The sequence below is a fragment of the Microbacterium imperiale genome, from assembly GCF_017876655.1.
Lineage (GTDB): Bacteria > Actinomycetota > Actinomycetes > Actinomycetales > Microbacteriaceae > Microbacterium > Microbacterium imperiale.
The window spans coordinates 196,874-221,583 of record NZ_JAGIOK010000001.1; the positions used below are offsets into that span (position 1 = coordinate 196,874).

The following is a 24,710-nucleotide window of genomic DNA, read 5'->3' on the forward strand; positions in this document are numbered from 1 at the left end:
GGTCCGATGCCGGGGCGCATCCAGCCTAGCGCGACCCTAGGCTGGAGCCGTGGTGAGCTGGTTCTTCAAACGCAAGCGTCCCGTCGGACGCACGCTCCGGCTGCGTTCGCGCGGCGACTACGGCGACGTCCGCCGTGTCGATTTCGAGGAGCTCGCGCCCGACATCGACACGTTCCTCGGACAGGCCGCCTATCTGCAGCTCGGGTACTTCGAGACCCTGAGCGATCTCATCGCGTCGACGCCGGAGCTGTCGCAGAAGGAGTCGCTGTCGCTCGCGGCCGGGACGGCGCTGCTGAAGCACCGCGAGCTCGTCGGCGTCATCCGCGATCGCGGGGCCGATCCGCTCGAGCTCATGCTCCCGTTCCGCGAGCCGCTCGACGCGTTCCGCCGCGCGACGCACGGGGCCCGACCGCTCGAGACGATGCTGTCGGTGCACCTGACGGCGGGGATGCTCGACGACTTCTACCTCGCCCTCTCGGCGAGCTACGGCGACACCGGGCGTCAGGTCGCGGTCATCCTCCGCGCGCATGACGACCGCAGCGCGCTCGTGCGGATCATCACCGAGGCGATCGCGGCCGACGAGCAATGGCGTGGACTGCTGTCGCTGTGGGGGCGCCGACTCGTCGGCGACACGTTGCTGATCGCTCGGGCAGCCCTGCGGTCGACGTCGCTCGAGCCCGCGAACGAGAAGCGCGTCGAGCCGACCTACGCCGACGTCATGGCCGCCCATTCGCGCCGGATGGCGGCGATGGGCCTCGAGGCCTGAGAGTCGGTCCGACCGGATCGGATCAGCCGATACGGAGGCGGCGCCGCTCCTGCGCATCGCGCGACGCGCGCACGCGCGTGAGCACGATCAGCACGAGCGGGACGATCAGGGCGGGAGCGAGGACGGCGACGACCCAGATCACCGGGTCGGTGATGCCGACGCCGAACCAGGTCAGCATCGCCCAGGCCGCACCCGCCACCAGCGCCCCCATCACGGGGGCGAGGGCGGCGCCGCGCGCGTCGCGTCCCGGCACGAGCAGTTCCGCGGCGAGCCCGATGGCCGCCCCGAGGATCAGCGCGAGCAGGATGTGCACGGGTCAGGCCACGAAGCCCACGCGGCGGGTCTGGTCCGTGCCGACCTCGACGAAGGCGATCCCGGCCGTGGGGATGATGTAGGAGCTGCCCTTCGCGTCGGTCAGCTCGACGAACGCGGCGTCGGAGGACAGCGCCTCGGAGATCTTCGCGCGGACGGCATCGGCCGAGTCGTTCGACTCCAGGCTGAGCTCGCGTCCGGTGTGGCTGATGCCGATACGAATCTCCACGAAAATCTCCTCCTCCGCGACCGTCCCTCGGGCGCTCTTCGACTCTACGACACCCGTCGCGCGCGGCACCGGGCGTGGTCACGCCCTGGGCGAACGCCTGTCGGAGGTGCGGGTTACCGTGGAGCAATGCCCTCGCTCGCGCCCGACGTCGTCCTCGATGCCGCGCAGTCGCGCGTGGTGGACCTCCCGGTCGACGCGAGCGCCGTCGTCGTCGGGGCCCCCGGCACGGGCAAGTCGCTCACGGTCGTGCAGCGCGTGCGTCGGCTGGTCGAGGCGGGCGTGTCACCCGACGACCTCGTCGTCCTGACGGCGACCCGTCAGGCGGCCACGGGTCTGCGCGACGAGCTCGCCGTCGCGGTGGGCGTCGCCACGGCCGGACCCCTCGCGCGTTCGGTCGCGGCGTTCGCGTTCCAGATCGTGCGCGCCGATGCCGTGCGTCGCGGGCTCGAGCCGCCGCGGCTGCTCACGGGGGCCGATGAGGACGCCCTCGTGCGCGATCTGCTCGCGGGCGACGCCGAGGACGAACAGGAGGGACGCACGCGCTGGCCCGACTGGCTTCCCGCGTCCGTCCGCGAATCGCGCGGGTTCCGGGCCGAGTTGCGTGCGTTCATCGCGGAGTGCACGGCGCTGGGAATCGACAGCCGGACCCTGCGCGAGCGAGCGGAGCGCGAGGGGCGCGAGGCGTGGCGGGCCGCGGCGTCGTTCCTCGCCGACTACGACACGGTCCGGGATGCGATGCGCGGCGCCCACCGCGACGCCGCGGGGCTCGTCGCCGAAGCGGCCGCGATCGTCGCCCGCCTCGGCCTGCCCGATCTGCGCGTGGTGCTCGTGGACGATGCGCAGGAGCTGACCCGCGGCGGGGTGCAGCTGCTCGAGGCCTGCCGGTCGCGTGGCGTCGCCGTCGTCGCGTTCGGCGACCCGGACGTCGGGTCGGGCTCCTTCCGCGGCGCGGCGCCCGAGAACTTCGCGCGGTTGGCCACGGGCGTCGAGCTCCTCGTCCTCGATCGGGTCCACCGCGCCGACGGCGGCCATGCCGATCTGGTGTCGGCGGTCACGACCCGCATCGGCGCCATCGGGGTCGTCGCCCATCGTCGTCCCGCCGCGTCCGACCACCGCACCGCCACCGCCGCGCTGCGCGCCCTCGTGCTGCGTTCGCGCACGGAGGAGTTCGACACGATCGCGCGCATCCTGCGGGAGCGCCACATCCACGCCGGGGTGCCCTGGGAGCAATGCGCGGTGATCGCCCACGACAGCCGTCAGGTCGGCGCGCTCGAGACCGAGCTCGCGGCGCGCGAGGTGCCGACGGTGACCTCCGGTACGGGCTCGGCGCTGCGCGACTCCGCCGTCGTGCGCGACCTGCTGCGGGTCGTCGACCTCGCCGCACGACCGCACGAGGAGTGGACGCGCGACGAGATCGTCGGGGCCCTCGCGGGCGCCGGGCTCGACGCCGTCGACCAGCGTCGGCTGCGCTCCGCGCTGCGGCATGCGACCGGAGACGCCGCCGCGTCGTTCGTCTCGCCGTGGGAGACACTGCGGTCGGCGATGGTGCACCCGGCCGAGTTCGCCCTCGTCGACCTGCGCGAGGCCCGTCGGGCGGCGCGGGTCGCCGACACGCTCGCCGCGGTGCACGACCTGATCGCCGAGGGAGCCACGGCGCACGAGCTGCTCTGGGCCGCGTGGGAGGGCTCGGGGCGCGAGCGTGCGCTGCGCGAATCCGCCCGCGGGCACGGACCGCTCGCCGCCCAGGCCGATCGCGACCTCGACGCCGTGGTGGCGCTGTTCCAGGCGGCGAAGCGCCACGGCGAGCGGGAAGACGGCACCACGCCGATCGCGTTCCTGCGCGGCATCCTCGACGCCGACGTGGGCGACGACCGCTTCGTCGCACCCCCGGCGATGGGGGCCGTGCGGGTGCTCACGCCCGCCGCCGCGCTCGGGACGGAGTTCGACACCGTGGTGGTCGCCGGTCTGCAGGAGGGAGTCTGGCCGAACCTGCGAGTGCGCGGCAGCCTGCTCGACACCTGGCGTCTGGCGTACGACGACCCCGCCGCCGCCGACGCCCTCGACCGTCGTCGCTCCGTGCTGCACGATGAGCTGCGCCTGTTCGCTCGCGCCGTCTCGCGCGCCCGCGATCATCTCGTCGTCACCGCGGTGTCGGATGACGACACCGGGCCGAGCCCGTTCTTCGACGTCCTGCCCGACCCCGAGGGTGCGCCGCCCGAGGCAGCGCACCCGCTGACGCTGCGCGGCCTGGTCGCGCGGCACCGCCGCACCCTGACGGATCCGCGGGCTTCGGATTCCGAACGAGCCGACGCCGCGGGTCAGCTCGTCCTGCTCGCCGACGCGGGCATCGCGGGAGCCGATCCCGACGAGTGGTTCGGGGTCGAGCCGGTGACCTCGGACGCGCCGCTCCGTGACCGCGAGGCCGAGAGCATCCGGGTCTCGCCGTCGCGGCTCGAGACGCTCGAGGAGTGCCAGCTCAACTGGGTCATCGGCGAACTGGGCGGTGACTCGGGCAGCGCGACGGCCGGCATCGGCACGATCGTGCACGGCGCGCTCGAGGTCGCCGCTCCCGACGAGGACGCGCTCTGGTCGGCCGTGGCGGCGCGGTGGGGGGAGCTGGAGTTCGAGTCGCCCTGGCGCGAGCGCGCGGAACGGACGCGGGCTCGCGACCTCGTCCGCCGTCTCGCACGGTACCTGCGCGATTTCGAGCGAGACGGGGGACGCCTCCTCGACGCGGAACCCCGCTTCGAGGTCGAGCTCGCCACGGATGACTCCGACGGGCGGATCGTCGTGAGCGGGGCCGTCGACCGGGTCGAGCTGCGCGGTGACGGATCGGTCGTGATCGTCGACCTGAAGACCGGCAAGCGCGAGCCCCAGACCGACCGCGCGGTGGCGACGCATGCGCAGCTCGCCGCGTACCAACTCGCCCACGAGCGGGGCGCGATCCCCGCCGCGGCGGGCCGTCCGGGCGGCGGCGCGATGCTGCTGGTGCTGCGTCCGACCGCAGCGTCGAAGGACTACGTCGTCCCGCGGCAGCCGCCGTTCGACGACGACAGCCGCGCGACGTTCGTGGCCCGGGTGCACGAGGCCGCCGCGGCGATGGGCGGCACGACCTTCTCGGCTCCGTTCGAAGAGCACTGCCGCGACGACCATTCCTACGGGCTGTGCCGCATCCACACGATCGCCCCGGTGAGCGCGACGTGATCGTGTCGCCTGCCGCCCTCGCCGCGGCTCTCGGACAGTTCCCGCCCACGCCCGAGCAGAGCGCGGTCATCTCAGCCCCGCTCGAACCGTCGCTCGTCGTGGCCGGAGCCGGCAGCGGCAAGACCGAGACCATGGCCGGCCGCGTCGTGTGGCTCGTGGCGAACGGGCGCGTCTCGCGCGCCGGCATCCTCGGACTGACGTTCACGCGGAAGGCGGCCGGCGAACTGGCCGAGCGCATCCGCCGCCGTCTCGACCGCTTGGCGGAGTTCGAGACGGCCGGGCTGCTGCCCCACCTGGACGACCTGCACGCGCGCGGCGCGCTCGACGTGTTCGGCGAGCTCGAGCGCGCGCAGGCGCCCGCGACCGCGCGGCGGGTCACGCTCGAACGGCTTGCCTACGAGAGCGGCGCCCGAGGGCAGTCGGCGCCGTCGGACTCGCTGCTGGATCGGCCGACCGTGTCGACCTACAACAGCTTCGCCGACGGGATCGTGCGCGAGAACGCGGTTCGGATCGGTCGTGACCCCGAAGCGGCCGTGCTCAGCGAGTCCGCCGCGTGGCTGCTGATGCGGCGCGTCGTCCTCGAGTCCGACGACGAGCGCCTCGAGAAGCGCGACAACGCCCTGCGGACGATCATCGACGGCGCGCTGCACATCGCGCGCGACGGCGTCGACAACCTGGTGGACTTCGACGACCTCGTCCGGTTCGGCGACGCTTTCGCCGACGTGCTCGAACGTCCCTCCACCCGCAGCGGAACCACCGTGTACGCGGATGTCGCGCGCGCGGCCGAGCAGGTCGGGGCGCTGCCGCTGCTGGCCGACCTCGCGCGGGAGTACCAGTCGCGCAAGGCCCGTGCCGGCGTCATCGACTTCTCGGACCAGGTGGCCGGTGCCGTCGCCGTCATCCGCGGTCACGCCGCCGTCGCCGATGAGCTGCGGGCGCGGCATCCCGTCGTCCTTCTCGACGAGTACCAGGACACCTCCGTCGTGCAGACCGAACTGCTCGCCGCGGTGTTCTCGGGTACGGCCGTGATGGCGGTGGGCGACCCGCACCAGTCGATCTACGGCTGGCGCGGGGCGAGCGCCGGCAACCTCGGCGACTTCGCCACCGCGTTCGCGCCCGCCGGCCCGTCGCACCGCTTCTCGCTGGCGACGAGCTGGCGCAACAGCCACCGGGTGCTCCGCGCCGCCAATGCCGTGCTCGCGCCGCTCGCGGACCGTTCGCCGGTGCCGGTCGATGAGCTGCGTTCGCGGCCCGGGGCGCCGGACGGGCAGGTCGACATCGTCTTCGAAGCCGACCTCGACGCCGAGACCGACCGCGTCGCCGCGTGGTTCCAGTCGGTGCGCGCCGACCGTGCGCGCCGAGGTGAGCCGACGAGCGCGGCGATCCTCCTGCGCAGCAAGAAGCACATGACACGCTTCGCCGATGCGCTGGGACGCCGTGGCATCCCGCACCGCATCCTCGGGCTGGGCGGCCTGCTCAGCACTCCCGAGGTCGTGGACGTCGTGTCGGCGCTGCGTGTCATCAGTGATCCGACGGCGGGTTCGGCCCTGCTGCGGCTGCTCACGGGGCCGCGCTGGGCCATCGGTCTGCGCGACCTCCGCGCCCTCGCCGAGCTCGCCCGCCGGCTCGCCCGCTCCGACGCCTCGCTGCAGCCGCTTCCGGCGGATGTGCTCGGCGGCGAAGAACGCGCCTCGCTCATCGACGCGCTCGACTTCATCCTGCGGGTGCCGGCAGATCACAGCTGGCTGGCCGACCTCACCCCCGCGGCCCGCTCGCGACTGCGCGAGGCGGCCGCGGTCTTCGCGGGTCTGCGTCGTGCGTCGACGATGCCCGTGCCGGAGCTCGTGCGCCTCATCGAAGCCGAACTGCGACTCGACATCGAGCTCGCCGCCAACGAGAGTCGTGGTCCCGCCCGCGTCGCGTCCGATCAGCTGCGCGCCTTCGTCGATGAGCTGCAGGGCTTTCTCGCAACGGATGAGTCCGGTTCGCTGCCCAGCCTGCTCGCCTGGCTCGACCATGCGGAGCGCCAGGACGAGTTCGCACCGCGCACCGAGCCACCCGAGGACGACGTCGTCCAGATCCTCACGATCCACGGCTCCAAGGGTCTGGAGTGGGATGCCGTCGCCGTCGGCCGCGTCGTCGTCGACGAGCTGCCCGCACGTCCCCGCGACAAGCAGGGGTGGCTCGGTTTCGGCGTGCTGCCGTACGCGTTCCGGGGCGATTCCCGCTGGCTCCCCGAGTTCGCGTGGCAGGCCCACGCGGCGCCGACCCAGCAGGACCTGAAGGCGGCCCTCGCCCGTTTCGCCGATGACAACGCCGACCGGCAGCGCGAAGAGGAACGACGCCTGGCGTACGTCGCCGTCACGCGGGCCCGGGACGCCCTGCTGCTGAGCGGCTCATCGTGGTCGGGCACGCGGAATCCGCGCGGTCCCAGCGCTTTCCTCACCGAGATCGCCGAAGCCCTCGATCATGCGATCGACGACGTCGACCCCGGCGAGAATCCGTACCTCGAGCGCCGTCAGCTCCTGACGTGGCCGCTCGATCCGCTGGGCTCGCGTCGTGCCCCGGTGGATGCCGCCGCCGAGGCTGTCCGCGCCGTCCGTGCCTCCGGTGGGCGGCCGACGCCGAGCCGCGACCTCGCCCTGCTCCTCGCCGAGCGCGACGAGAGGCGCAACGCCGTGGCTCCGACCGCTCCCACCCGCATCCCCGCGTCGCGGTTCAAGGAGTTCGCCGCGGACTACGCCGCCGCGGTCGAAGCGGCTCTGCGGCCCCTGCCCGAGCGGCCGTACCGCGAGACCCGGCTGGGCACACGCTTCCACGCGTGGGTCGAGCAGCGGTCGGGCATCGCTGCGCGCGGACCGCAGCCGGATGCGCCGCTGTGGGAGATCGACGCCGACCTCGACGAGACCGGAACGCCGGCCGCCGGCTCGGACGCCGAATTCCGGCGGCTGCAGCAGAACTTCCTGCGGTCGGAGTGGGCCGATCTGCAGCCGATCGAGGTCGAGACCGAGATCGACTTCGCGGATCAGACCCTGCTGGGCGACGGACGCCCCCACGTGATCATCTGCAAGCTCGATGCCGTCTACCGACGCGACGACCGCGGCGGGCGTCTCGAGATCGTCGACTGGAAGACGGGTCGCCCGCCGCGCACGCCCGCCGAGCGCGCGGAACGGATGCTGCAGCTCGAGCTCTACCGTCGGGCCTACTCCGCCCGCCACGGGGTGCCGGAGTCCGAGATCGACGTCGCCCTGTTCTACGTCGGCGACGACCTCATCCTGCGCGGGTGAGGCTGCTCAGTCGTTGCCGGCCCAGCGGCGCAACGCGTTGCGCGCCGACTCGGCGTGCTCCGGGTCGCGCTCCTCGGTGCCGTCGCCCGCGGACGCGGATTCGTCGGCGACGGGATTGCTCACCGGACGGCGGTCGCTCGAAACGCCGTCGGGAGTCCAATCGGAGAGATCGATCGGGATCGTCTCGATGTCGGCCTGTTCTGCGGTCTCCTGGTCGGCGAGATACGCGGCCAGGAGCGCCGGGTCGTAGGTGTCGGTCTGCATCGACGTGTCGCGGGCCGCGGTCGCGGTGGCCGGCGTGCGCTCGAGGATCTCGAGGGCATCGTCGACCGAACTGTGCTCGTCCGCGAGCAGGGGCTCGTCGCGGACCCCGTCATCAAGGGCGGTGAGCAGGGCGACGGCATCCTCGACGACGCGAGCGGCGCCCGTCTCGTGTCCGTGGGCGAGCCAGCGAGCGAACTCGAGCTCGGCGTAGAGCCGAGCGCGCGAGGCGAGAGCGGCATCGGGGGTGTGGTGGGCGGCTTCGGTGTAGGCCTCGAGGACGTCGTCGCGGGCATTCGGCGCGGAGGCGAGCCAGCGCAGGTCCTCGGCCGGATCGCCGACACCGAGGCCGTTCCAGGCGAGGAGGCCGGTGACGGTCGGCCCGGCGGCCGTGTCGGCGAGCACGAAGCGGCCCGGGTCGACACCGCCGAGGGTCACGGTCGTCTCGAACCGCCACAGCCGATCGGCTCCGAGCGCCGTGCTCCATCGGCGCAGCAGGCCGAACGGGAGCGAGCCGGTGGCCTCGGCGCGGTCGAGCAGGCGCTCGGCGTCCGCGCGGACCTCGGCGCTCGTCCGGGTGCGCAGCCCGGCGTCTCGCGCGACGGCGTGCGGCAGGCCGTGCACGCGCGCGATCGCGGCGCCGAGAGACCAGGCGACACCGCGGCCGGCGGGGATGTGCGCGGCTTCGACTCGATAACCCGGGACGAACTCCTGCACGACCGCGGTGAAGCCGTCGAGGCGTGCTGTCCCGAGCACGGTGGGCGCCGCGAAAGGCAGGAGCCCGCGGACGCCCGGGGTCAGCGCGCGCAGCGCACGGGTGTCGGCGACGAGCTCGCGGTCGGCGTCGGCATCCACGGGCGCGCGGACGACCACTCGCTGCCCGTCGGCGAGGGTCACGAGCGCGCTGTCGTAGCGGCCGTCGGAACCCTCGGTCAGTTCGGCCGCACCGACCACGGCGGCGCCGGGCAGAGCCGAGCTGACGGACGCGGCTAGAGTGAAGGGAGAGCGAGCCATGCCATCAGGGTAGGTCGGGCGGCGGCGCAGGCCGACGCGCCACGCCCGCGAGAGAGGTCCCCGAGATGCGATTGCAGCCGCCGGCCCTAGCCCGGTCCGCGTTCGACACGTCGCCCGACGAACGAGCCGACGACGATCTCCTCTTCCGGTTGCGCGCCGACCCGACGACACGCGTGCTGCGCGTGCACGGCGATCGCGCGCCGGCGGACGGCGCTCGCCTCGTGTGGGAAGCCCCCGACGCCGTCACCGATCCTGCCGAATGGGGATTCCTCGGCCGCGCCCGGGACGGATCGGCGCGCCTGGTGGCAGCCGTCGAACCGGCGGCGTCGCCCGACGCCGAGGCCGGATGGGTGTCGCTCCGGATGGTCGGCGGCGACCTGAGCGACGAGGACGCGGGCGCATTCGTCACCGCCGTGGCGCTCGCGCGGTGGTTCGCCGACTTCCGCTTCTGCCCCCGGTGCGGCTCGCCCGCGCCGCTGCGGGCTGCCGGCTGGTCACGCCTGTGCTCCGGCTGCGGCCGGCAGCAGTTCCCGCGCACCGACCCCGCCGTGATCGTCGCCGTCCGCGACGGGCGGAACGAAGGGCTGCTGCTCGGCCAGAACGCCGCGTGGGCGGCGCAGAACCGATTCTCGACTTTCGCGGGGTTCGTCGAGGCGGGGGAGTCTCTCGAGACCGCCGTGCGGCGCGAAGTGTCCGAGGAGGCGGGCGTGGCCGTCGGCGAGCTGTCGTACCGAGGCTCGCAGGCGTGGCCGTACCCGCGTTCGCTCATGCTCGGCTTCCACGCCGTCGCCGAGGACGCGGCCCCCGCGCGTCCCGACGGTGAGGAGATCACGGAGGTGCGGTGGTTCACGCGCGCCGAGATCGCGAGCTCGCTCGCGGGAGCCGGTCCCGTGGCCCTGCCGGGATCGGCGTCCATCGCGCACCGCCTGATCACCGACTGGTGCGAGGAGGGCGCGTGAGCGACGCCCTCGCCGGTCTCGATGAACAGCAGCGGGAAGCCGCTTCGGCCCTGCGCGGGCCGGTCTGCGTGCTGGCGGGCGCCGGCTCCGGCAAGACCCGCGTCATCACGCACCGCATCGCCCATGGCGTCGATACGGGCGCCTACTCGCCCGGGCGGGTGATGGCCGTGACCTTCACCGCGAAAGCGGCCGGAGAGATGCGGGGCCGGCTGCGTGCCCTCGGCGTGGGCGGTGTCGCGGCGCGCACCTTCCACGCAGCCGCGCTCGCGCAGCTCAACTATTTCTGGCCGCAGCTGGCAGGCGACACCGCGCCGACGATCCTGAGCAGCAAGGTGCGCGTGCTCGCGCAGGCCGCCGACGCGATCGGGGTGAACCCCGACCCGGCTGTGCTGCGCGATGTCGCGACGCGCATCGAGTGGCGCAAGATCACCATGCGCTCCATCGAGCAGTACGCGCTCGACCGCCCCGAGGGCGTCGGGTCGCTCTCACTCGACGCGATCGTGGCACTGCAGCAGGCCTACGAACGGCTCAAGGACGAACGCCGCCAGCTCGACTTCGAGGACGTCCTGCTCGCGTGCGCCGGCATGCTCGAAGCCGAGCCTCGTGTCGCCGCGGAGGTCCGTGAGCAGTATCGCCACTTCACCGTCGACGAGTTCCAGGACGTCTCTCCCGTGCAGTACCGGTTGCTCGAACTCTGGCTCGGCGACCGGCACGACCTCTGCGTCGTCGGCGACGCGAGCCAGACCATCTACTCGTTCGCCGGCGCCGACCCCCGCTACCTCCTCGACTTCGCGTCGCGGTTCCCCGACGCCCGTGTGCTCCGGCTCGAGCGGAACTACCGTTCGGAAGCGAATGTGGTGGCCGCGGCGAACGAGCTGATGCGGGGGCGCCCGGGCGCGCTCGAGCTCGCGGCGCACCGGCGCACGCCGGACCACCCACGACCGGTCCTGCGCGAATACGACGACGACGCGGCCGAGGCCGACGGCGTAGCGGCGTCCATCGCCGACCAGCTCGCCGCCGGCGCCGATCCTCGCGAGATCGCCGTCCTGTACCGCGCCAACGCACAGTCCGCGCCCCTGCTGGCCGCCCTCGCGCGCCGCGGGATCGCGGCATCCGTCCTCGGAGGACCCCGGTACTTCGACATCCCGGAGGTCCGCCAGGCGGTCATGGCGCTGCGGGGCGCAGCGGTGGCCCCCACCTCGGGCGACCTGGTCGCGGACGTGCGGGCGGTGCTGCGCTCGCTCGGGCTGAGCGAAGAGCCGCCCGCCGCGGGCGGCCCGCTGCGCGACGCCTGGGAGGCGCGTGCGGCCCTGCTGCGCCTCGCCGAAGAGGCGCCGGCAGGGACGAGCATGCGGGCGTTCACCGATGACCTGCAGACGCGAGCGAAAGACCAGCACGAGGTCGCGACCCGCACCGTCACGCTCTCGACCCTCCACGCCGCGAAGGGTCTGGAGTGGCCGCATGTCCACCTGGTCGGGCTGGCCGAAGGGCTGCTGCCGATCGCGTACGCCACGACGTTCGAGCAGGTCGACGAGGAGCGGCGCCTCACCTACGTGGGGATCACGCGGGCCGAGCGTACGCTTTCGCTGTCGTGGGCCCGGGGAGTGGGGCGGTACGAGCGGCAGGTGTCGCGGTTCGTGAAGGAGATCGGCACCAACACGCTGGATGCGGCTCGTGCTCGCGCCAGGTCGCCGCGACGCTCCCCGCACGCAGCGTCGCCGAGAGGGCCGGCTCCGTCTCGGGCGCGCTGACCATCCGGACAGCCAGGGCGCACGCCGCCGCGATGAGCGCGGCATCCGTGGGCGGGGCGGGACGAGCGAGCAACTGCGCCGCGATGAGCGGCCACTCGGGATCGGCGTCGCGCCGATGGGCATGCGCGCACGCGCCGCAGGCGGTCCGCCCGGGGATGACGAACGGTCCGACCGTGACGCGATCGCCGGCGAGCTCGAGGGGCAGGTGGGGGATGTCGTCGGACACGAGCCCCGCCGTGCGACGGGGCTCGACGAGGTAGGGCGCGACGAGCACGACCGCGGCTGCTCGATCTGCGGATTCGGTCACCCGTGCGCCCGCGATGCGCAGTGCTCCGGTGACGCGCTCTCGCGCCTCGGCATCGACACCGGGCGCGAACGACACCCGCATGATCGTCGGCGTCCGCGGGCCGCGGTCGAGCACGGGGCCGAGTGCCCCGAGCAGCTCTTCCGCCTCGGCCGGCGACGAGCCGGCATCGGCTGCCAAGGCTGCGATCATCGCTTCCGGAACGCCGGTCCGCAGAGCGTCGATGAGCCGTTCCATAGCAGGCGAGACGTCATCGAGTCGGACGGTGCCCTCCACTCCCAGCTGCAGTCGGCTGGGGGAGCGCCAGAGGGGGACGGCGGAGGGGATCAGGCGGAGCACGTTCCGATTCTCCGCACCGGAGCTCGGCGTTCGCGCCCCTGTCCACAGCCGCGCCAGCGGGGTGTGGCGACGACGCGCATGTGGAGAGGGCGGTGCGCCCGAGCGCGAGTCAGACCGGACGCGGCCCCGCCGGTCCCTCGTCGATCGGACCGTCCTCGGGTTCGTCGCGGTCGTCGGGCGCGTCATCAGAAGGTGCCGCGTCCGCCGACGCGAGCAGCGCGTCGAGCGCGTCATCCATCTCGTCGCGTTCCGGCGCCTCGCCGCGGGCGTGCGCCTCGAGCCGGGCGATGAGACCGCTGGGATCGTCGATGTCGGACGGGGCGGGCATCAGGTCGGGGTAGTCCCAGAGGCTGTCGCGAGCCTCTCGGCCGACGGCATCCGTGATCGCGCGCCACATCGCGGCGGCCTCGCGCAGCCGGCGCGGGCGCAGCTCGAGGCCGACGAGCGAGGCCATCGCCTGCTCGGCCGGGCCGCCCACCGCGCGGCGGCGTCGCACCGCCTCGGCGATGCGGCCGGCGCTGGGAAGCCGGGTCGTGGCGTCGGCAGCCACGACGTCGACCCAGCCCTCGATCGTCGCGAGGAGGTGCTCGAGGCGGGCGAGTGCGGCCGACTGAGCCTCGGAACGCTGGGGCAGCAGAACGCCGCTCTCGAGCGCTGTGCGCAGCTCGTCCGGCTGCGACGGATCGAAACGCGCCGCGAGGTCTTCGAGAGCGTCGGTGTCGACATGGATGCCGCGGGCGAAATCGGTCACCTGCGAGATGACGTGCAGCCGCAGCCAGCGGGCGTGGCGGAACAGTCGCGCGTGGGCGAGCTCGCGGGTCGCGAGCGCGAGGGCCAGCTGGTCGTCGTCGATCTCGAGGTCGCGACCGAAGTCCGCGAAGTTCTGGGGCAGGATCGCCGCTTCGCCGTCCGGCATCACCGGGATCCCCACATCGCCGCCCGAGACGACCTCGAGCGAGAGCTTGCCGACGACGGCGCCGAGCTGCGCGGCGAAGAGCGACCCGCCGACGGTGCGCAGCAGCCGGCCGGCACCCGCGATCATCGTCTGCATCTCCTCCGGCGCCTGCGCCTCGAGGGCTGCGGTCAGCGCGTCCGCGATCGAGGTCGCGACGGGCTCGGCCAGTTCCTGCCACACCGGCAGCGTCGCTTCGACCCACGCGCCGCGGGTGAGCGCACGCGGGGGGACCGGCAGGTCGGAGATCGTCGTCGCCTCGCTCAACCACAACGTGGCGAGGCCGAACGCGTCGCTGAAGTCCTGGCGGTCGCCCGAGCTGATGCCGTGCCCGTCCTTGTTCGCCAGGTGCAGCGCCTGCGTGCGGGTCGCCGACCAGTCGATGCTGCCGTCGCCTCCGCCGGCGAACGCCCCCTGGAGCTGCCGCATCATCTGCTGCAGCATCGCCGGGTCGACGCCCATCCCTGCGAGGCGTTCCAGTTGTTCGGGCCCGAGGGTGCCGCCTTGGCCCAGCAGGCTGCGCAGCAGCTCCTGGAACTCGTCCTCGGGGGAGCGGTCGTCGTCAGCCATGTCAGGCGCCTTTCAGCAGGGCGGTCAGCTCGCGTTCTACGCTAGCCGCACGACCTCGTCGCACGGCGCGAACGACCCTCGTTCGCTTTCGCCGGTCGCGAACGACCCGGGACAGAAAGCAGCACGTGTCACTTTTCGACGAGAACGCCACCGTCATCGCGCCCCGACGTCGTCTCAGCCGCCCAGCCCTGGCCGGTCTGTGGGCGGTGTCGCTGTCCCTCGTGGCACTGCTCGTGCTCACACTCCTGCCGACGTCCTTCGTCATCCAGCGTCCGGGCCCGGTGTACGACACGCTGGGCACCGTGACGACCGGTGACGGCGAGGAGCGCCCGCTCATCAGCGTCTCCGGCGCCGAGACCTTCCCGACATCCGGCTCGCTCGACCTGCTGACCGTCGAGGTGCTGGGCAATCGCGAACGGACCCCGTCGTGGTTCGAGCTCGCGTCGGCCTGGTTCGATCCGGCGCGAGCGATCGTTCCGATCGACGAGATCTTTCCCGAGGGGGTGACCACCGAGCAGCGGAACGACGAGAACGCGGCGCTCATGGTCGACTCCCAGAAGGAGGCGACGGCTGCGGCGCTGCGCGAGCTGGGCTACGACATCGAGTCGCTGGTGCGCGTCTTCCAGGTCATCGACGACTCGCCGGCAACGGGGGTCCTCGAGCAGAACGATGTGATCCGCTCCGTCGACGACCAGCCCGTGACCACGACCACCTCCCTGCGCGACGCGATCAACGCCGCCGGCGGCGCCCCCGTGTCGCTGGGGATCGAGCGCGACGGGCAGTCCCGCACGGTCGAGGTGACACCGGCCGAGACGACCATCGACGGCGAGACCCGATGGGCGATCGGCGTCACCATCACCCCCGATTACGCCTTCCCGGTCGAGGTCGCGCTGCAGCTCGACAACGTCGGCGGTCCGAGCGCCGGCATGATGTTCGCGCTCGGCATCATCGACACCCTCACGCCGGGCGAGCTGACCGGAGGAGAGCGATTCGCCGGTACGGGCACGATCGACGCGGAAGGGGCGGTCGGGCCGATCGGCGGCATCCGTCAGAAGCTCTTCGGAGCCAAGAACGCCGGTGCCGACTGGTTCCTCGCGCCCGAACGCAACTGCGGCGAGGTCGTCGGTCACATCCCCGACGGCCTGCGCGTTTTCTCCGTGGCCGACCTGGAGGACGCCCTCGAGGTCGTCGAGACCGTGAGCTCCGGCGGCGACCTCGACGCCCTCCCGACCTGCACCACGGGCTGACCCTCGGCGTCCCCCCAGCGGGCGGCGCCTAGGATGGGAGGGTGACCACGACCTCAGCGCCGACCCCGGCCACACCGAGCAGATCCCGCCGCGCCGTCGCCATCACCCTCGCCGTCATCGCGGCCATCGTGGTGGCGTTCTTCGTCTTCGCGAGCCTCTACGCCGATTGGCTGTGGTTCCGTCAACTCGGCTTCGAGAACGTGCTGCTGACGCAGTGGATCGCCCGCGTGCTGATGTTCGTCGTGGGCTTCGTCGCGATGGCGGTGCCTGTCTGGCTGTCGATCCAGCTCGCCTACCGCCTGCGGCCGGTGTACGCGCGGCTGAGCTCGCAGCTGGACCGCTACCAGGAGGTCGTCGAGCCGCTGCGCCGTCTCGGGATGTGGGGCATCCCGGCCTTCTTCGGCTTCTTCGCCGGCTTCGCGGCATCGGCGCAGTGGGAGACCGTCGCGCTGTGGTTCAACGGCGTCACCACCGGGACCACCGACCCCGAGTTCGGTCTCGACACCGGGTTCTACCTGTTCACGATGCCCTTCCTGTCGGCGGCGATCGGATTCGTCTCGGCCGTCATCATCGTCTGCCTGCTGGTGACCGCGCTCGTGTCGTACCTCTACGGCTCCGTCCGGGTCGGTCAGCGCGAGCTGCGGATCTCGAAGTCCGCCCGCATCCAGCTGGCCGTGCTCGCCGGCGTCTACCTGCTGGTGCAGGGGGCGAGCCTCTGGCTCGACCGCTACCGCACCCTCGTGACGCCGAACGACCGCATCACGGGCGCCTCGTACGTCGACGTCAACGCCGTCATTCCCGGCCAGGCGATCCTCGCCATCGCTGCCGCCATCGTCGCCATCGCCTTCTTCGTCACCGCGGTCATCGGCCGCTGGCGCTACCCGCTCATCGGCACCGGCCTGCTCGTGGTGTCGTCACTGGTGGTGGGCATCGCCTATCCCTGGTTCGTCACGAACGTGCAGGTGCGTCCGAACCAGCTGACGCTCGAGTCGCCGTTCTACGAGCGCAACATCGAGAGCACGAAGGCCGCCTACGGCATCGACGGCTTGGAGAAGACCGACTTCGAGGCCGTCACCGACGTCGAGCCGGGCCAGCTGCGCGCCGACGCGGACACGACGGCATCCATCCGCATCATGGACCCGGCGATCATCGGGCCCACGGTCCGTCAGATCGAGCAGTACCGCTCGTATTACCAGTTCGCGGAGCCGCTCGACGTCGACCGCTACGAGATCGACGGGCAGTCGCAGGACACCGTGGTCTCGGTGCGCGAGCTGAACGTCGAACAGCTCGGCGAAGCAGCGTCCTGGTACAACACGACGCTCGTCTACACCCACGGTTACGGCATGGTCGCGGCCAAGGGCAACGAGCGCACCGCCGACGGCAACCCGGTGTTCGTCGAGCGCGGCATCCCCGCATCCGGCGAGCTGACCCTCGCGCAGGAGTACGAGCCGCGCGTCTACTTCGGTGAGTTCTCACCGACCTACTCCATCGTCGGCGCCCCCGAGGGCGCGTCGCCGATCGAGCTCGACTACCCGCGCGGTCAGGAGGGCGAGAGCCAGACGAAGACGACTTTCGACGGTGACGGCGGCCCCGCCATCGGCGACGTCTTCCACCGCCTGATCTACTCGCTGAAGTTCCAGTCGACCGACATCCTGTTCTCGGACGCGATCAACTCCGAGTCGCAGATCCTCTACGACCGCGACCCCGCGACCCGCGTGCAGAAGGTCGCGCCCTACCTCGAGCTCGACAACGATCCCTACCCGTCGGTCGTCGACGGACGCATCGTGTGGATCGTGGACGGCTACACGCTGAGCGCGAACTACCCGTACTCGTCGATCGTGAGCCTGAGCGATGCGATCTCGGACTCGTCGAACCCGCAGCCGCGCGTCGCGCTCGACAACATCAACTACATCCGCAACTCGGTGAAGGCGACCGTCGACGCGTACTCCGGCGAGGTCACGCTGTACGCCTGGGATGCCGAGGACCCGCTGCTGCAGGCGTGGCAGAAGGTCTACCCCAACACGCTCAAGCCCGTCAGCGAGATGAGCGGCGACCTCATGAGCCACGTGCGCTACCCGACCGACCTGTTCAAGGTCCAGCGGGCCATGCTCGGCACCTACCACGTCGACACGGCACAGTCGTTCTACTCCCGCGACAACGCATGGAAGACCCCGAACGACCCGCAGCAGAACGAGCAGCTGCAGCCTCCGTACTACCTGACGATGAAGATGCCCGGTCAGGAGTCGCCGTCGTACTCGATGTTCTCGTCGTTCATCCCGGGCGGCCAGGACACGCGCAACGTCCTCATGGGATACCTGTCGGTCGACTCCGACGCCGGCTCCGAAGCGGGCGTTGTCAGCGGCGAGTACGGCAAGCTGCGCATGCTCGAGATCAACGCCGAGACTCCGGTCCCGGGCCCGGGTCAGGTGCAGAACACCTTCGATGCCGACCCCGAGGTCTCGTCGTTCTCGAACATCCTGCAGCAGGGTCAATCGGAGGTCATCAACGGCAACCTGCTCACCCTCCCCGTGGGTGGCGGTCTGCTCTACGTCCAGCCCGTGTTCGTGCAGTCCTCGGGTGCCACGAAGCTCCCCACGCTGCAGAAGGTGCTGGTCGGTTTCGGTGACGAGGTCGCCTTCGAGAACACGCTGCAGGAAGCGCTCGACGTCCTCTTCGGCGGCGACTCCGGCGCCAGTACGGGTGACACCGACGTGGTGCCCGAGCCCGTCCCGGGCGAGGACGCGACGCCCGCGCCCACGCAGCCGGGAGACGGTGGAACCGCCCCGTCGGCGCCGAGCCTCGACTATCAGGCGGCGCTGAACCAGGCCCGCGACGCACTCGCGGAGCGCAACACCGCGATGCAGAACGCCGACTGGGCCGCGTACGGCGAGGCTGACGCGAAGCTGACCGAGGCGATCAACCGTCTGCTCGAGCTCGACGGCGAGGGCTGATCACCCGCTGAACGAGGAAGGGCCCCGACTGCGAAGTCGGGGCCCTTCCTCGTTGATCCGCGCCCGGCATCGTCGATGCCCGGCGGTCGGTCAGTCGCGCGTGTAGCGACGGGCGCGGCCGGAGAGGCCCGCGAAGTGGAACGGGCCGGGCGACTCGGGCGCGATCTCGACGTCGATGGTGCTGTCGCGGTGCGTCGCGTCGTGCAGGTCGCGGTAGGTCGGCACGTCGACGGGAGTGCGCGCCGCGAGCAGCGCCTCGGTCTCGGCGCCGCGGGTGGCGGCGCGGTAACCGGGCTGAACGACGAGCGTGAAGAACTCGCTCACAGAGCCGGAGCCGTAGCTGAACAGGCCGATACGAGCCCCGGTGAGGTCCGCGTCCCCGTCCAGCAGTGCGGCCAGCGCGATGTAGAGCGACGCGGTGTACGAGTTGCCGATGCGGCGGTTGTAGCCGGTGGTCGCCGCGACCAGCTCGGGTGCCAGCTCCACCCCGACGTGCTGCCCGAGCGCGCGATGCGCCTTGACCGCCATCTTGGTGAAGGGCTGGTGGTGGCAGAACCAGTCGATTTGGTCGATGTCGACCCCGCCCCGGGACCGGTAGTCGTCCCACGCGCCGGCCACGCCATCGAGGTAGGCGCTGACCGAGAGCTTTCCGTCGACGACCGCCGTGACGCTGTCGTTGGGGCGCCAGAAGTCGTCGACCTCGGCGGTGTAGACGCCGGCGGCGGGCTCGAGCACGGCGAGTGCGGGATCGGCCGTGACGAGGTAGGCGACGGCGCCCGCGCCCTGGGTCGGCTCGGCGGCGGTGTCCAGTTCGTAGCGCGCCACATCGCTCGCGATGACCAGCACCCGCTCGTCCGGGTTGCGTGCGATCAGCCCGGCGGCGGACTGCAGCGCGGCCGTAGCGGAATAGCACGCCTGCTTCAGCTCGACGACGCGCACCGAGCGCGGCAGACCCAGCAGTTCGTGCACGTGCACTCCGGCGGCGCGGGACTGGTCGATGCCTGTCTCGGTGGCGAAGAAGAGGGTGCGGATGCCGTCGACGCCGTGGCGATCGATGATGCGCTGCGCGGCCGCGGCGCCCATGGTCACGATGTCCTCGTCGAGGCCCGGGATGCTCATCTGCTCCTGCCCGAGCCCGATACGGAACTTGGCGGGGTCGATGCCGGCCCGAGTAGCGAGGTCGTCGAGCTCGACGACGTGGGAGGCGGTCGCGACGGCGAGGTCGTGGATGCCGATGGTGGTCACTGCGAAGAGTCCTTCCGGCGCTCGAGGAGCAGATGCGACTGCATCAGTTCTCCGGGGTTGGTCTGGGCGGCGAGCAGGGAGAGTTCGCCGCAGAGCACGGTGGCGGCGATGAGAGCCGCGAGGCGCCGGGCGTTCTCGCCGGGCTCGCGCTCCTCGCGGCAGCCGAGCCGGGTGAGGGCCTCCTCGACTGCGGGGAGATCCTTGCCGTTGCCGACGGTCCCGACGATGAGGTGGGGGAGTGTGCACGAGAAGTACAGATCGCCGTCACCGCGCACCTCGGCCCACGTGAAGCCCTGCGAGCCCTCGACGATGTTCGCGGCATCCTGGCCGGTCGCGAGGTAGAACGCCAGCAGCATGTTGGCGTAGTGGGCGTTCGCCGAGCGCAGCGCTCCGGCGATCGTCGAGCCGACGAGGTTCTTCTGCACGTTCAAGTCGACGATGCGCTGCGCGGTCGAGCGCAGCTGCTTGTCGACGAGCGCGCCGGGAATCAGGATCTCGGCGATGACGCTGCGGCCGCGACCGAGGATGCCGTTGACCGCGGTGGCCTTCTTGTCGGTGCAGTAGTTGCCCGAGATCGACCCGTACTCGAGCTCGGGGTGCCACGAGAGGACACGCTCCATGAGCGTCTCCGCCGCGAAAGTCACCATGTTGTGGCCCGAGGCATCGCCGGTCGTCAGCGCGAAGCGCAGGTACAGCAGGTTGCCGACGACCTCGCTGTCGAGGTCGATGAGCTTCGCGTGGCGGCTGCGCTCCGAGACGGCCGCGGCGAGCTCATCGAAGCGGGCGATGATGGCGCGGGAAGCGGCGACGGCGGCGGCGGCGCTGTCGGCGACGAACAGCGACGACCGCGTCATCCGCTCGTCGACCACGGTCACGCGGATGCCGTCGTCGACGAGGCGCGAGATGCGGGCGCCACGACCGACGGAGGGCCACAGAGGCGATTCGTAGGTCGCGAGGGGAACATCCTGCTCGGTCTCGACATCACCGGTCAGCCGCAGCGGCCCCACCCAGCGGAGGGGAATCGGAGTGAACTCGGCGCTCATCGCGCGTCCTTCCCGCCGGCGCGGCGCGCCAGGCTGTCGATGTCGATGCCGCGGGCCCGGGCGAACTCCGCCGCGCGTCCGTGGATGATCAGGTCGGTTCGGCGGAGGTCCTCCGGACGGGTCGCCCCCACCAGGGAGTGCAACGCCGTGAGGTGGTCTGACCATTCCCGGATGCGCGAGATCAGTGCATCCGCGCCGCCGTCCAGGACGACGGAGAGGAACGATCCGGACACGCCGACGGCGCGAGCGCCCAGAGCGAGGGCGCGCGCGACGTCGAGCGGGGTGCGGACACCGCCCGACGCGAGGAGGACCGGGGCGTCGGCCGGCGCTTCGAGGAGGCACTCCACGGCGGACTGGCCCCACCCGGCGAGGTAGGCGTAGTCACGGCCCGAGCGCCGATCGTTCTCGATGCGCATGAAGTCGGTACCGCCGACCCCGGAGACATCGGCGAAGCGCACGCCCGTGGCCGCGAGACGCGACAGCGTCTCGGCGCTCAGACCGAAGCCCACTTCCTTCACGACGACCGGAACCTCGACGGCGGCGACGATGGCCTCGAGCGACGCGGGCCAGCTCGAGAACGAGCGGCTGCCCTCGGGCATCACCGTCTCCTGCATGGCGTTCACATGTACCTGCAGCGCGTCGGCCTCGAGAGCATCGACGGCGCGGCGGGCGTCCTCGGGCGAGCGCTCGATGCCGACGTTGGCCATCACGAAGCCGTCGGGGTTCTCGTCGCGGATGACCCGGAAGGTGCTCATGAGCTCGGGGTTGTCGAGCGCGATGCTCAGCGATCCCGACGCGATGGCCACCCCCGTCTCGCGCGCGGCGATGGCGAGATCCCGGTTGATGGTGCCGGTCGAGGCGCTGCCGCCGGTCATGGCGTTGACGTAGAAGGGCAGCGCCCAGCGGGTACCGGCCACATCGACGCCGAGGTCGACCAGGGCCGCATCGACGCCGGCGAGGGCGTGGTGCACGAAGCGCACGTCGTCCCAGCCGTTCGGTCGCGGCGCCTCCTTCTGCTGCGCCGCCGCCAGGCGGACGTGGTCGTCCTTGCGCTCCGATGCCAGCTCAGCCGCCATGGTTGTCTCCTTCCGGCGGATGCACGCCGATCGTGAGGTGTCGGATGTCGTTGGTCTCCCAGACCCGCAGAAGGCCGGCGACGTCGGCGTCGGCCGGCGCCAGGACGATGCCGCAGTCGCCTCCGCCGGCGCCCGAGGGCTTGCCGGCCGCGCCGATCGCCTCGGCCGCGTCGCAGAGGATGCGCAGACGTTCGGTCTCAATGGTGACGCCGGTCCGCTCGCCCAAGGCCTGCAGCAGGCGCCGGTTGCGCCGGATCGCGTCGAGGGCGAGCGTGCCGTCCGATCCCGCGTCGCCGGGAGCGCCGGCATCCGGCAACACAGCCAAGGCGCGCCACAGGTCCTCGACGCAGTCACGCGAGGCCTCGAGGAAGCCGGCGTGGGCGTCACCGGTGACGTTGGTGCCGCGCGACACGCCGCTGACGAGCCGCTCGGTCGACGCGGGGTGTCCCGTCCAGCCGACGAGCAGCTCGAGGCCGACCGGCGGTGCGAGACGGATGATCTCGCTACCGTTCCAGGCATCCGATCCGAGAACGGCGGCGACACCGTGCGCGGATCGCGCGGCGCGGAGGCGGTCGCGGTCGGGCGAGCGGTAGCCGATCCAGCCGCCGTAGGTGCTGGCGGCGACGTCGCCGCCCGACGCGTTCGGCGCGACCGCGATCGTGGCGAGCATCGCGAGCTCGTACCTGCCCCGCGTCCCCAGCTCGAACCCGTAGAACTCGTCGATCGCCGCGATCGTGGCGACGGTGACGGCGGCCGACGAGCCGAGGCCGAACTTCCGGCCGCTGGGATCGTCCAGTCCACTCTCGATGTGGAGGTCGAAGAAGCGGGGGTGCAGCCCTCGCTCGGCCCGTAGGCGTTCGGATGCCTCGATCGCCGCGATGACGTAGTCGTAGGGGTGATGCTCGCGGTCGAGGGTCAGACCGTCCTGCCCGCGCGTCCAGCGCACGGGCATTCGGCTGTACTCCGGCGAGTGGATGCTGCCGGCGTCGACGCTCTCGGTCAGTGACACCGTCAGGTAGCGGTCGACCGCGATGAGCACGGACGGCTCGCCGGGGGACACGACGGCGTACTCCCCGGCCACGAAGAGCTTGCCGGGCGCGCGCACGACGATCGCGCCGGACGGTTCGGTGCTCGTCATCCGTCGGCTCGCGTGACCAGGGCTGCGGCGGGTCCGGGCCGCGCGACGGCGAGCTCGGCGAGTCCGTCGAGCGCTGCGGTGACCGCGTCGACCGAATCCGGGCGCGTCAACACGACGACGTTCGGTCCCGCGTCGGCGGTCGCCCAGGCCTCGACGCCGGACTCGCGCAGGGCTGCGACCCGGTCGAAGATCTCGACGCTCACGGGGCTGAGGTAGCGGATGGGCGGATCGCACGACTGGATGAGGGCGTGCATGCGCAGGGCGTTGACCTCGGTGATACGGCCGAGCCGTTCGACGTCGCCGTCACGGCAGGCTTCGACGGCGGCATCGAGGCTCTCAGCGGTCGACGAGACCCAGGCCGGGTAGAACGGCGAGGTCAGCACGGTGCGGCGCATCGCATCACGGCTGGAGATCGGCTTCTCCCGCTTCTCCACCATCGCCACGACCATCGCCAGATCCGGCGCATCGACCGGTTCGGCGAAGGAGGTGGCATCATCGTCGCCGGCATGCCACACGGCGAAGCCCGGGATCACGGAGCGCGATGCCGACCCCGAGCCGCGGCGGGCGAGGCGGCTGAGAGCGCGCGTGTCGAGGTCGAGTCCGTACGCGGCGGAGGCGGCGACGGCGAGAGCGGCGAAACCCGAGGCGGACGAGGCGAGGCCGGCCGCCGACGGGACCGTGTTGACGGTGTCCACGCGCGCGAAGACGGTACTGCCGGCGAGGTCGCGCACGATGTCGAGGAAGCGTGAGACCCGCTCGGCGGGTCCGTCGACGCGCTCCTCGCCGTTGAAGACGAGCACGTCGCCGGCGGCGTCCGCATCGAGGCTGACGGTCGTGGTGGTGGGGAAGATGTCGAGCGTCATCGACAGACTGCCCGTCGCCGGGAGGTTCAGCCCGCTGTCGCGTTTGCCCCAGTACTTCACGAGCGCGATATTCGGATGCGCGATGGCTGTCGCGGTGCTCATGCCGCTCCTTCGACGGTGGTGGTCCAGACCGCGGCGGCGCCGGCGCGGGTGAGTCGGTCACTGAGGTCGTGTGCGGACGCTGCGTCGCGGGCGAGCGCGAGGACGCAGCCGCCCCGGCCGCCCCCCGTCAGCTTCGCGCCGAGGGCGCCGCCCGCCGTCGCAGCATGCACCAGATGGTCGAGCGCGGGGTCACCGACGCCGAGGCCGTTCAGGAGTACGTGGGCGCGGCTCATCGAACGTCCGATCGCGTCGCGTGCGCCGGTGGAGACGTCGTCGCGCAGCGCTGTCGCGAGCTCGCCGAGCTCGTCCAGGGCCGACTCGACCCCCCGCGGGTCGCTCTCTCGTCGCTCCGCGACGGCCGCGACGGCCTCGCGGGTGCGCCCTCGGACTCCGGTGTCGGCGATGACGAAGACGAGGTCGTCGCCCACCGCGACGGGTTCGATACGACCGCCGTCGAACCACACCGCGGCGCGTGCGCGTACCGTGCGGGCGTCGAGCCCGCTGGGAGCGCCGTGGGCGGCGCGCTCGGCGGTCTGGATGAGCTCATGCATCGTCTCGTCGTCCGCCGTGAGACCGCATGCGCCGAGCACCGCCTCGATGACCGCTGCCGACACGGCCGCGCTCGAGCCGAGACCCCGCTCGGCCGGGACGCTGCTGTCGATCGAGATGTCGAGTGCAGCGTCGGGCTTGCCTGCGGCGGCGAGCGCCGCCCGCATCGCCGTCAGGGTGACGTTGAGGCGATCGGGCGCCTGAGCGATGGGGCCGTGGTACAGCGTGCTCGAGAGGCGGCCGGGCCCCGTCGCCGGACGTGCGTGCGCCTCGACACCGAGGGCGCGGACGGGGATCGCGATCGCGGGTCGCCCGTATACGACGGCATGCTCGCCGAGGAGGATAGCCTTCGCACCGGCGCGGCCCGTCGCTCCGGGCTCCGCGGCCGAGCCGTGCGTTGCCACGTGCAGACGGGCGTCCGGTGCAATGGGGACGTCGGTCGGTGCAGTCATGGAATTTCGACGAGCGTAACAGCCCGTCCCCGCACGAGGCCCGAGCGGCTGCCGATGTGCTCGGCGGCCCGCCAACCGCTATCATTGGCGCCGCAC

Annotated in this window: 17 protein-coding genes; 7 read left to right on the plus strand and 10 right to left on the minus strand. The window is 72.0% G+C overall.

Features of this window, described 5'->3' with window-relative positions; all coding sequences use genetic code 11:
* Positions 1-49 precede the first annotated feature (49 nt).
* Positions 50-766: a ferritin-like fold-containing protein gene (locus JOF37_RS00875; protein ID WP_210004228.1), complete on the plus strand. Its 717-nt coding sequence runs from the start codon at positions 50-52 to the stop codon at positions 764-766.
* A 22-nt stretch (positions 767-788) separates the two neighbouring features.
* On the opposite strand, the gene JOF37_RS00880 is transcribed toward JOF37_RS00875, so the two are convergent.
* Together JOF37_RS00880 and JOF37_RS00885 are read right to left on the minus strand one after the other, a co-directional pair.
* Positions 789-1,079 carry a hypothetical protein gene (locus JOF37_RS00880; RefSeq protein WP_210004231.1) on the minus strand — a complete coding sequence of 97 codons (291 nt, stop codon included), beginning with the start codon at positions 1,077-1,079 and terminating at the stop codon, positions 789-791.
* Positions 1,080-1,082: 3 nt separating this feature from the next.
* The gene (locus tag JOF37_RS00885) at positions 1,083-1,307 is read right to left on the minus strand and encodes a DUF3107 domain-containing protein (protein ID WP_210004234.1); all 225 of its coding nucleotides are present in this window, start codon (positions 1,305-1,307) and stop codon (positions 1,083-1,085) included.
* 126 nt (positions 1,308-1,433) lie between these two features.
* On the opposite strand from JOF37_RS00885, the gene JOF37_RS00890 reads away from it, so the two are divergent.
* Both JOF37_RS00890 and JOF37_RS00895 read left to right on the plus strand, forming a co-directional pair.
* Positions 1,434-4,511: an ATP-dependent helicase gene (locus JOF37_RS00890; RefSeq protein WP_210004236.1), complete on the plus strand. Its 3,078-nt coding sequence runs from the start codon at positions 1,434-1,436 to the stop codon at positions 4,509-4,511.
* Complete coding sequence (locus JOF37_RS00895) at positions 4,508-7,798, plus strand: ATP-dependent helicase (RefSeq protein ID WP_210004238.1); 3,291 nt, start codon at positions 4,508-4,510, stop codon at positions 7,796-7,798. The genes JOF37_RS00890 and JOF37_RS00895 overlap by 4 nt, the downstream gene beginning before the upstream one ends.
* 6 nt (positions 7,799-7,804) lie before the next feature.
* Here the strand turns inward: JOF37_RS00895 and JOF37_RS00900 are convergent, their stop codons facing one another.
* Positions 7,805-9,073: a protein kinase family protein gene (locus JOF37_RS00900; protein WP_210004241.1), complete on the minus strand. Its 1,269-nt coding sequence runs from the start codon at positions 9,071-9,073 to the stop codon at positions 7,805-7,807.
* A gap of 65 nt (positions 9,074-9,138) precedes the next feature.
* On the opposite strand from JOF37_RS00900, the gene nudC reads away from it, so the two are divergent.
* Both nudC and JOF37_RS00910 read left to right on the plus strand, forming a co-directional pair.
* Positions 9,139-10,032, plus strand: coding sequence for an NAD(+) diphosphatase (gene nudC, locus JOF37_RS00905; RefSeq protein ID WP_210004243.1), 894 nt, complete (start codon positions 9,139-9,141; stop codon positions 10,030-10,032).
* A complete protein-coding gene (locus JOF37_RS00910; RefSeq protein ID WP_210004246.1) occupies positions 10,029-11,783 on the plus strand; it encodes an ATP-dependent helicase in 1,755 nt (584 codons plus the stop codon). Before nudC ends, JOF37_RS00910 begins: the two co-directional genes overlap by 4 nt.
* Before the next feature lie 752 nt (positions 11,784-12,535).
* Here JOF37_RS00910 and JOF37_RS00915 read toward each other — a convergent pair.
* On the minus strand, positions 12,536-13,948 hold the full coding sequence (locus JOF37_RS00915) for a zinc-dependent metalloprotease (protein ID WP_210004249.1): 1,413 nt from the start codon (positions 13,946-13,948) through the stop codon (positions 12,536-12,538).
* Between the two features lie 125 nt (positions 13,949-14,073).
* Here JOF37_RS00915 and JOF37_RS00920 point away from each other — a divergent pair, with 125 nt between their 5' ends.
* A complete protein-coding gene (locus JOF37_RS00920) occupies positions 14,074-15,195 on the plus strand; it encodes a YlbL family protein (RefSeq protein ID WP_210004252.1) in 1,122 nt (373 codons plus the stop codon).
* A 41-nt stretch (positions 15,196-15,236) separates the two neighbouring features.
* The gene (locus JOF37_RS00925) at positions 15,237-18,146 is read left to right on the plus strand and encodes a UPF0182 family membrane protein (protein ID WP_210004255.1); all 2,910 of its coding nucleotides are present in this window, start codon (positions 15,237-15,239) and stop codon (positions 18,144-18,146) included.
* Between the two features lie 90 nt (positions 18,147-18,236).
* On the opposite strand, the gene JOF37_RS00930 is transcribed toward JOF37_RS00925, so the two are convergent.
* Genes JOF37_RS00930 through mvk form a run of 6 tightly spaced genes read right to left on the minus strand, consistent with a single transcriptional unit; the run spans position 18,237 to position 24,614 of the window.
* Entirely contained in the window at positions 18,237-19,391 is a 1,155-nt protein-coding gene (locus JOF37_RS00930; protein WP_210004257.1) for a hydroxymethylglutaryl-CoA synthase, read from the minus strand.
* Positions 19,388-20,434, minus strand: coding sequence for a hydroxymethylglutaryl-coenzyme A reductase family protein (locus JOF37_RS00935; protein WP_210004260.1), 1,047 nt, complete (start codon positions 20,432-20,434; stop codon positions 19,388-19,390). The genes JOF37_RS00930 and JOF37_RS00935 overlap by 4 nt, the downstream gene beginning before the upstream one ends.
* Positions 20,431-21,510, minus strand: a complete 1,080-nt coding sequence (fni, locus tag JOF37_RS00940; protein WP_210004263.1) for a type 2 isopentenyl-diphosphate Delta-isomerase — start codon at positions 21,508-21,510, stop codon at positions 20,431-20,433. The genes JOF37_RS00935 and fni overlap by 4 nt, the downstream gene beginning before the upstream one ends.
* The gene (locus JOF37_RS00945) at positions 21,500-22,648 is read right to left on the minus strand and encodes a phosphomevalonate kinase (RefSeq protein WP_210004265.1); all 1,149 of its coding nucleotides are present in this window, start codon (positions 22,646-22,648) and stop codon (positions 21,500-21,502) included. The genes fni and JOF37_RS00945 overlap by 11 nt, the downstream gene beginning before the upstream one ends.
* Positions 22,645-23,613 (minus strand): diphosphomevalonate decarboxylase, encoded by a 969-nt coding sequence (gene mvaD / locus JOF37_RS00950; protein ID WP_210004268.1) that lies wholly within the window; start codon positions 23,611-23,613, stop codon positions 22,645-22,647. Before mvaD ends, JOF37_RS00945 begins: the two co-directional genes overlap by 4 nt.
* Positions 23,610-24,614 carry a mevalonate kinase gene (gene mvk / locus JOF37_RS00955; protein WP_210004271.1) on the minus strand — a complete coding sequence of 335 codons (1,005 nt, stop codon included), beginning with the start codon at positions 24,612-24,614 and terminating at the stop codon, positions 23,610-23,612. The genes mvaD and mvk overlap by 4 nt, the downstream gene beginning before the upstream one ends.
* Between the last annotated feature and the right edge of the window lie 96 nt (positions 24,615-24,710).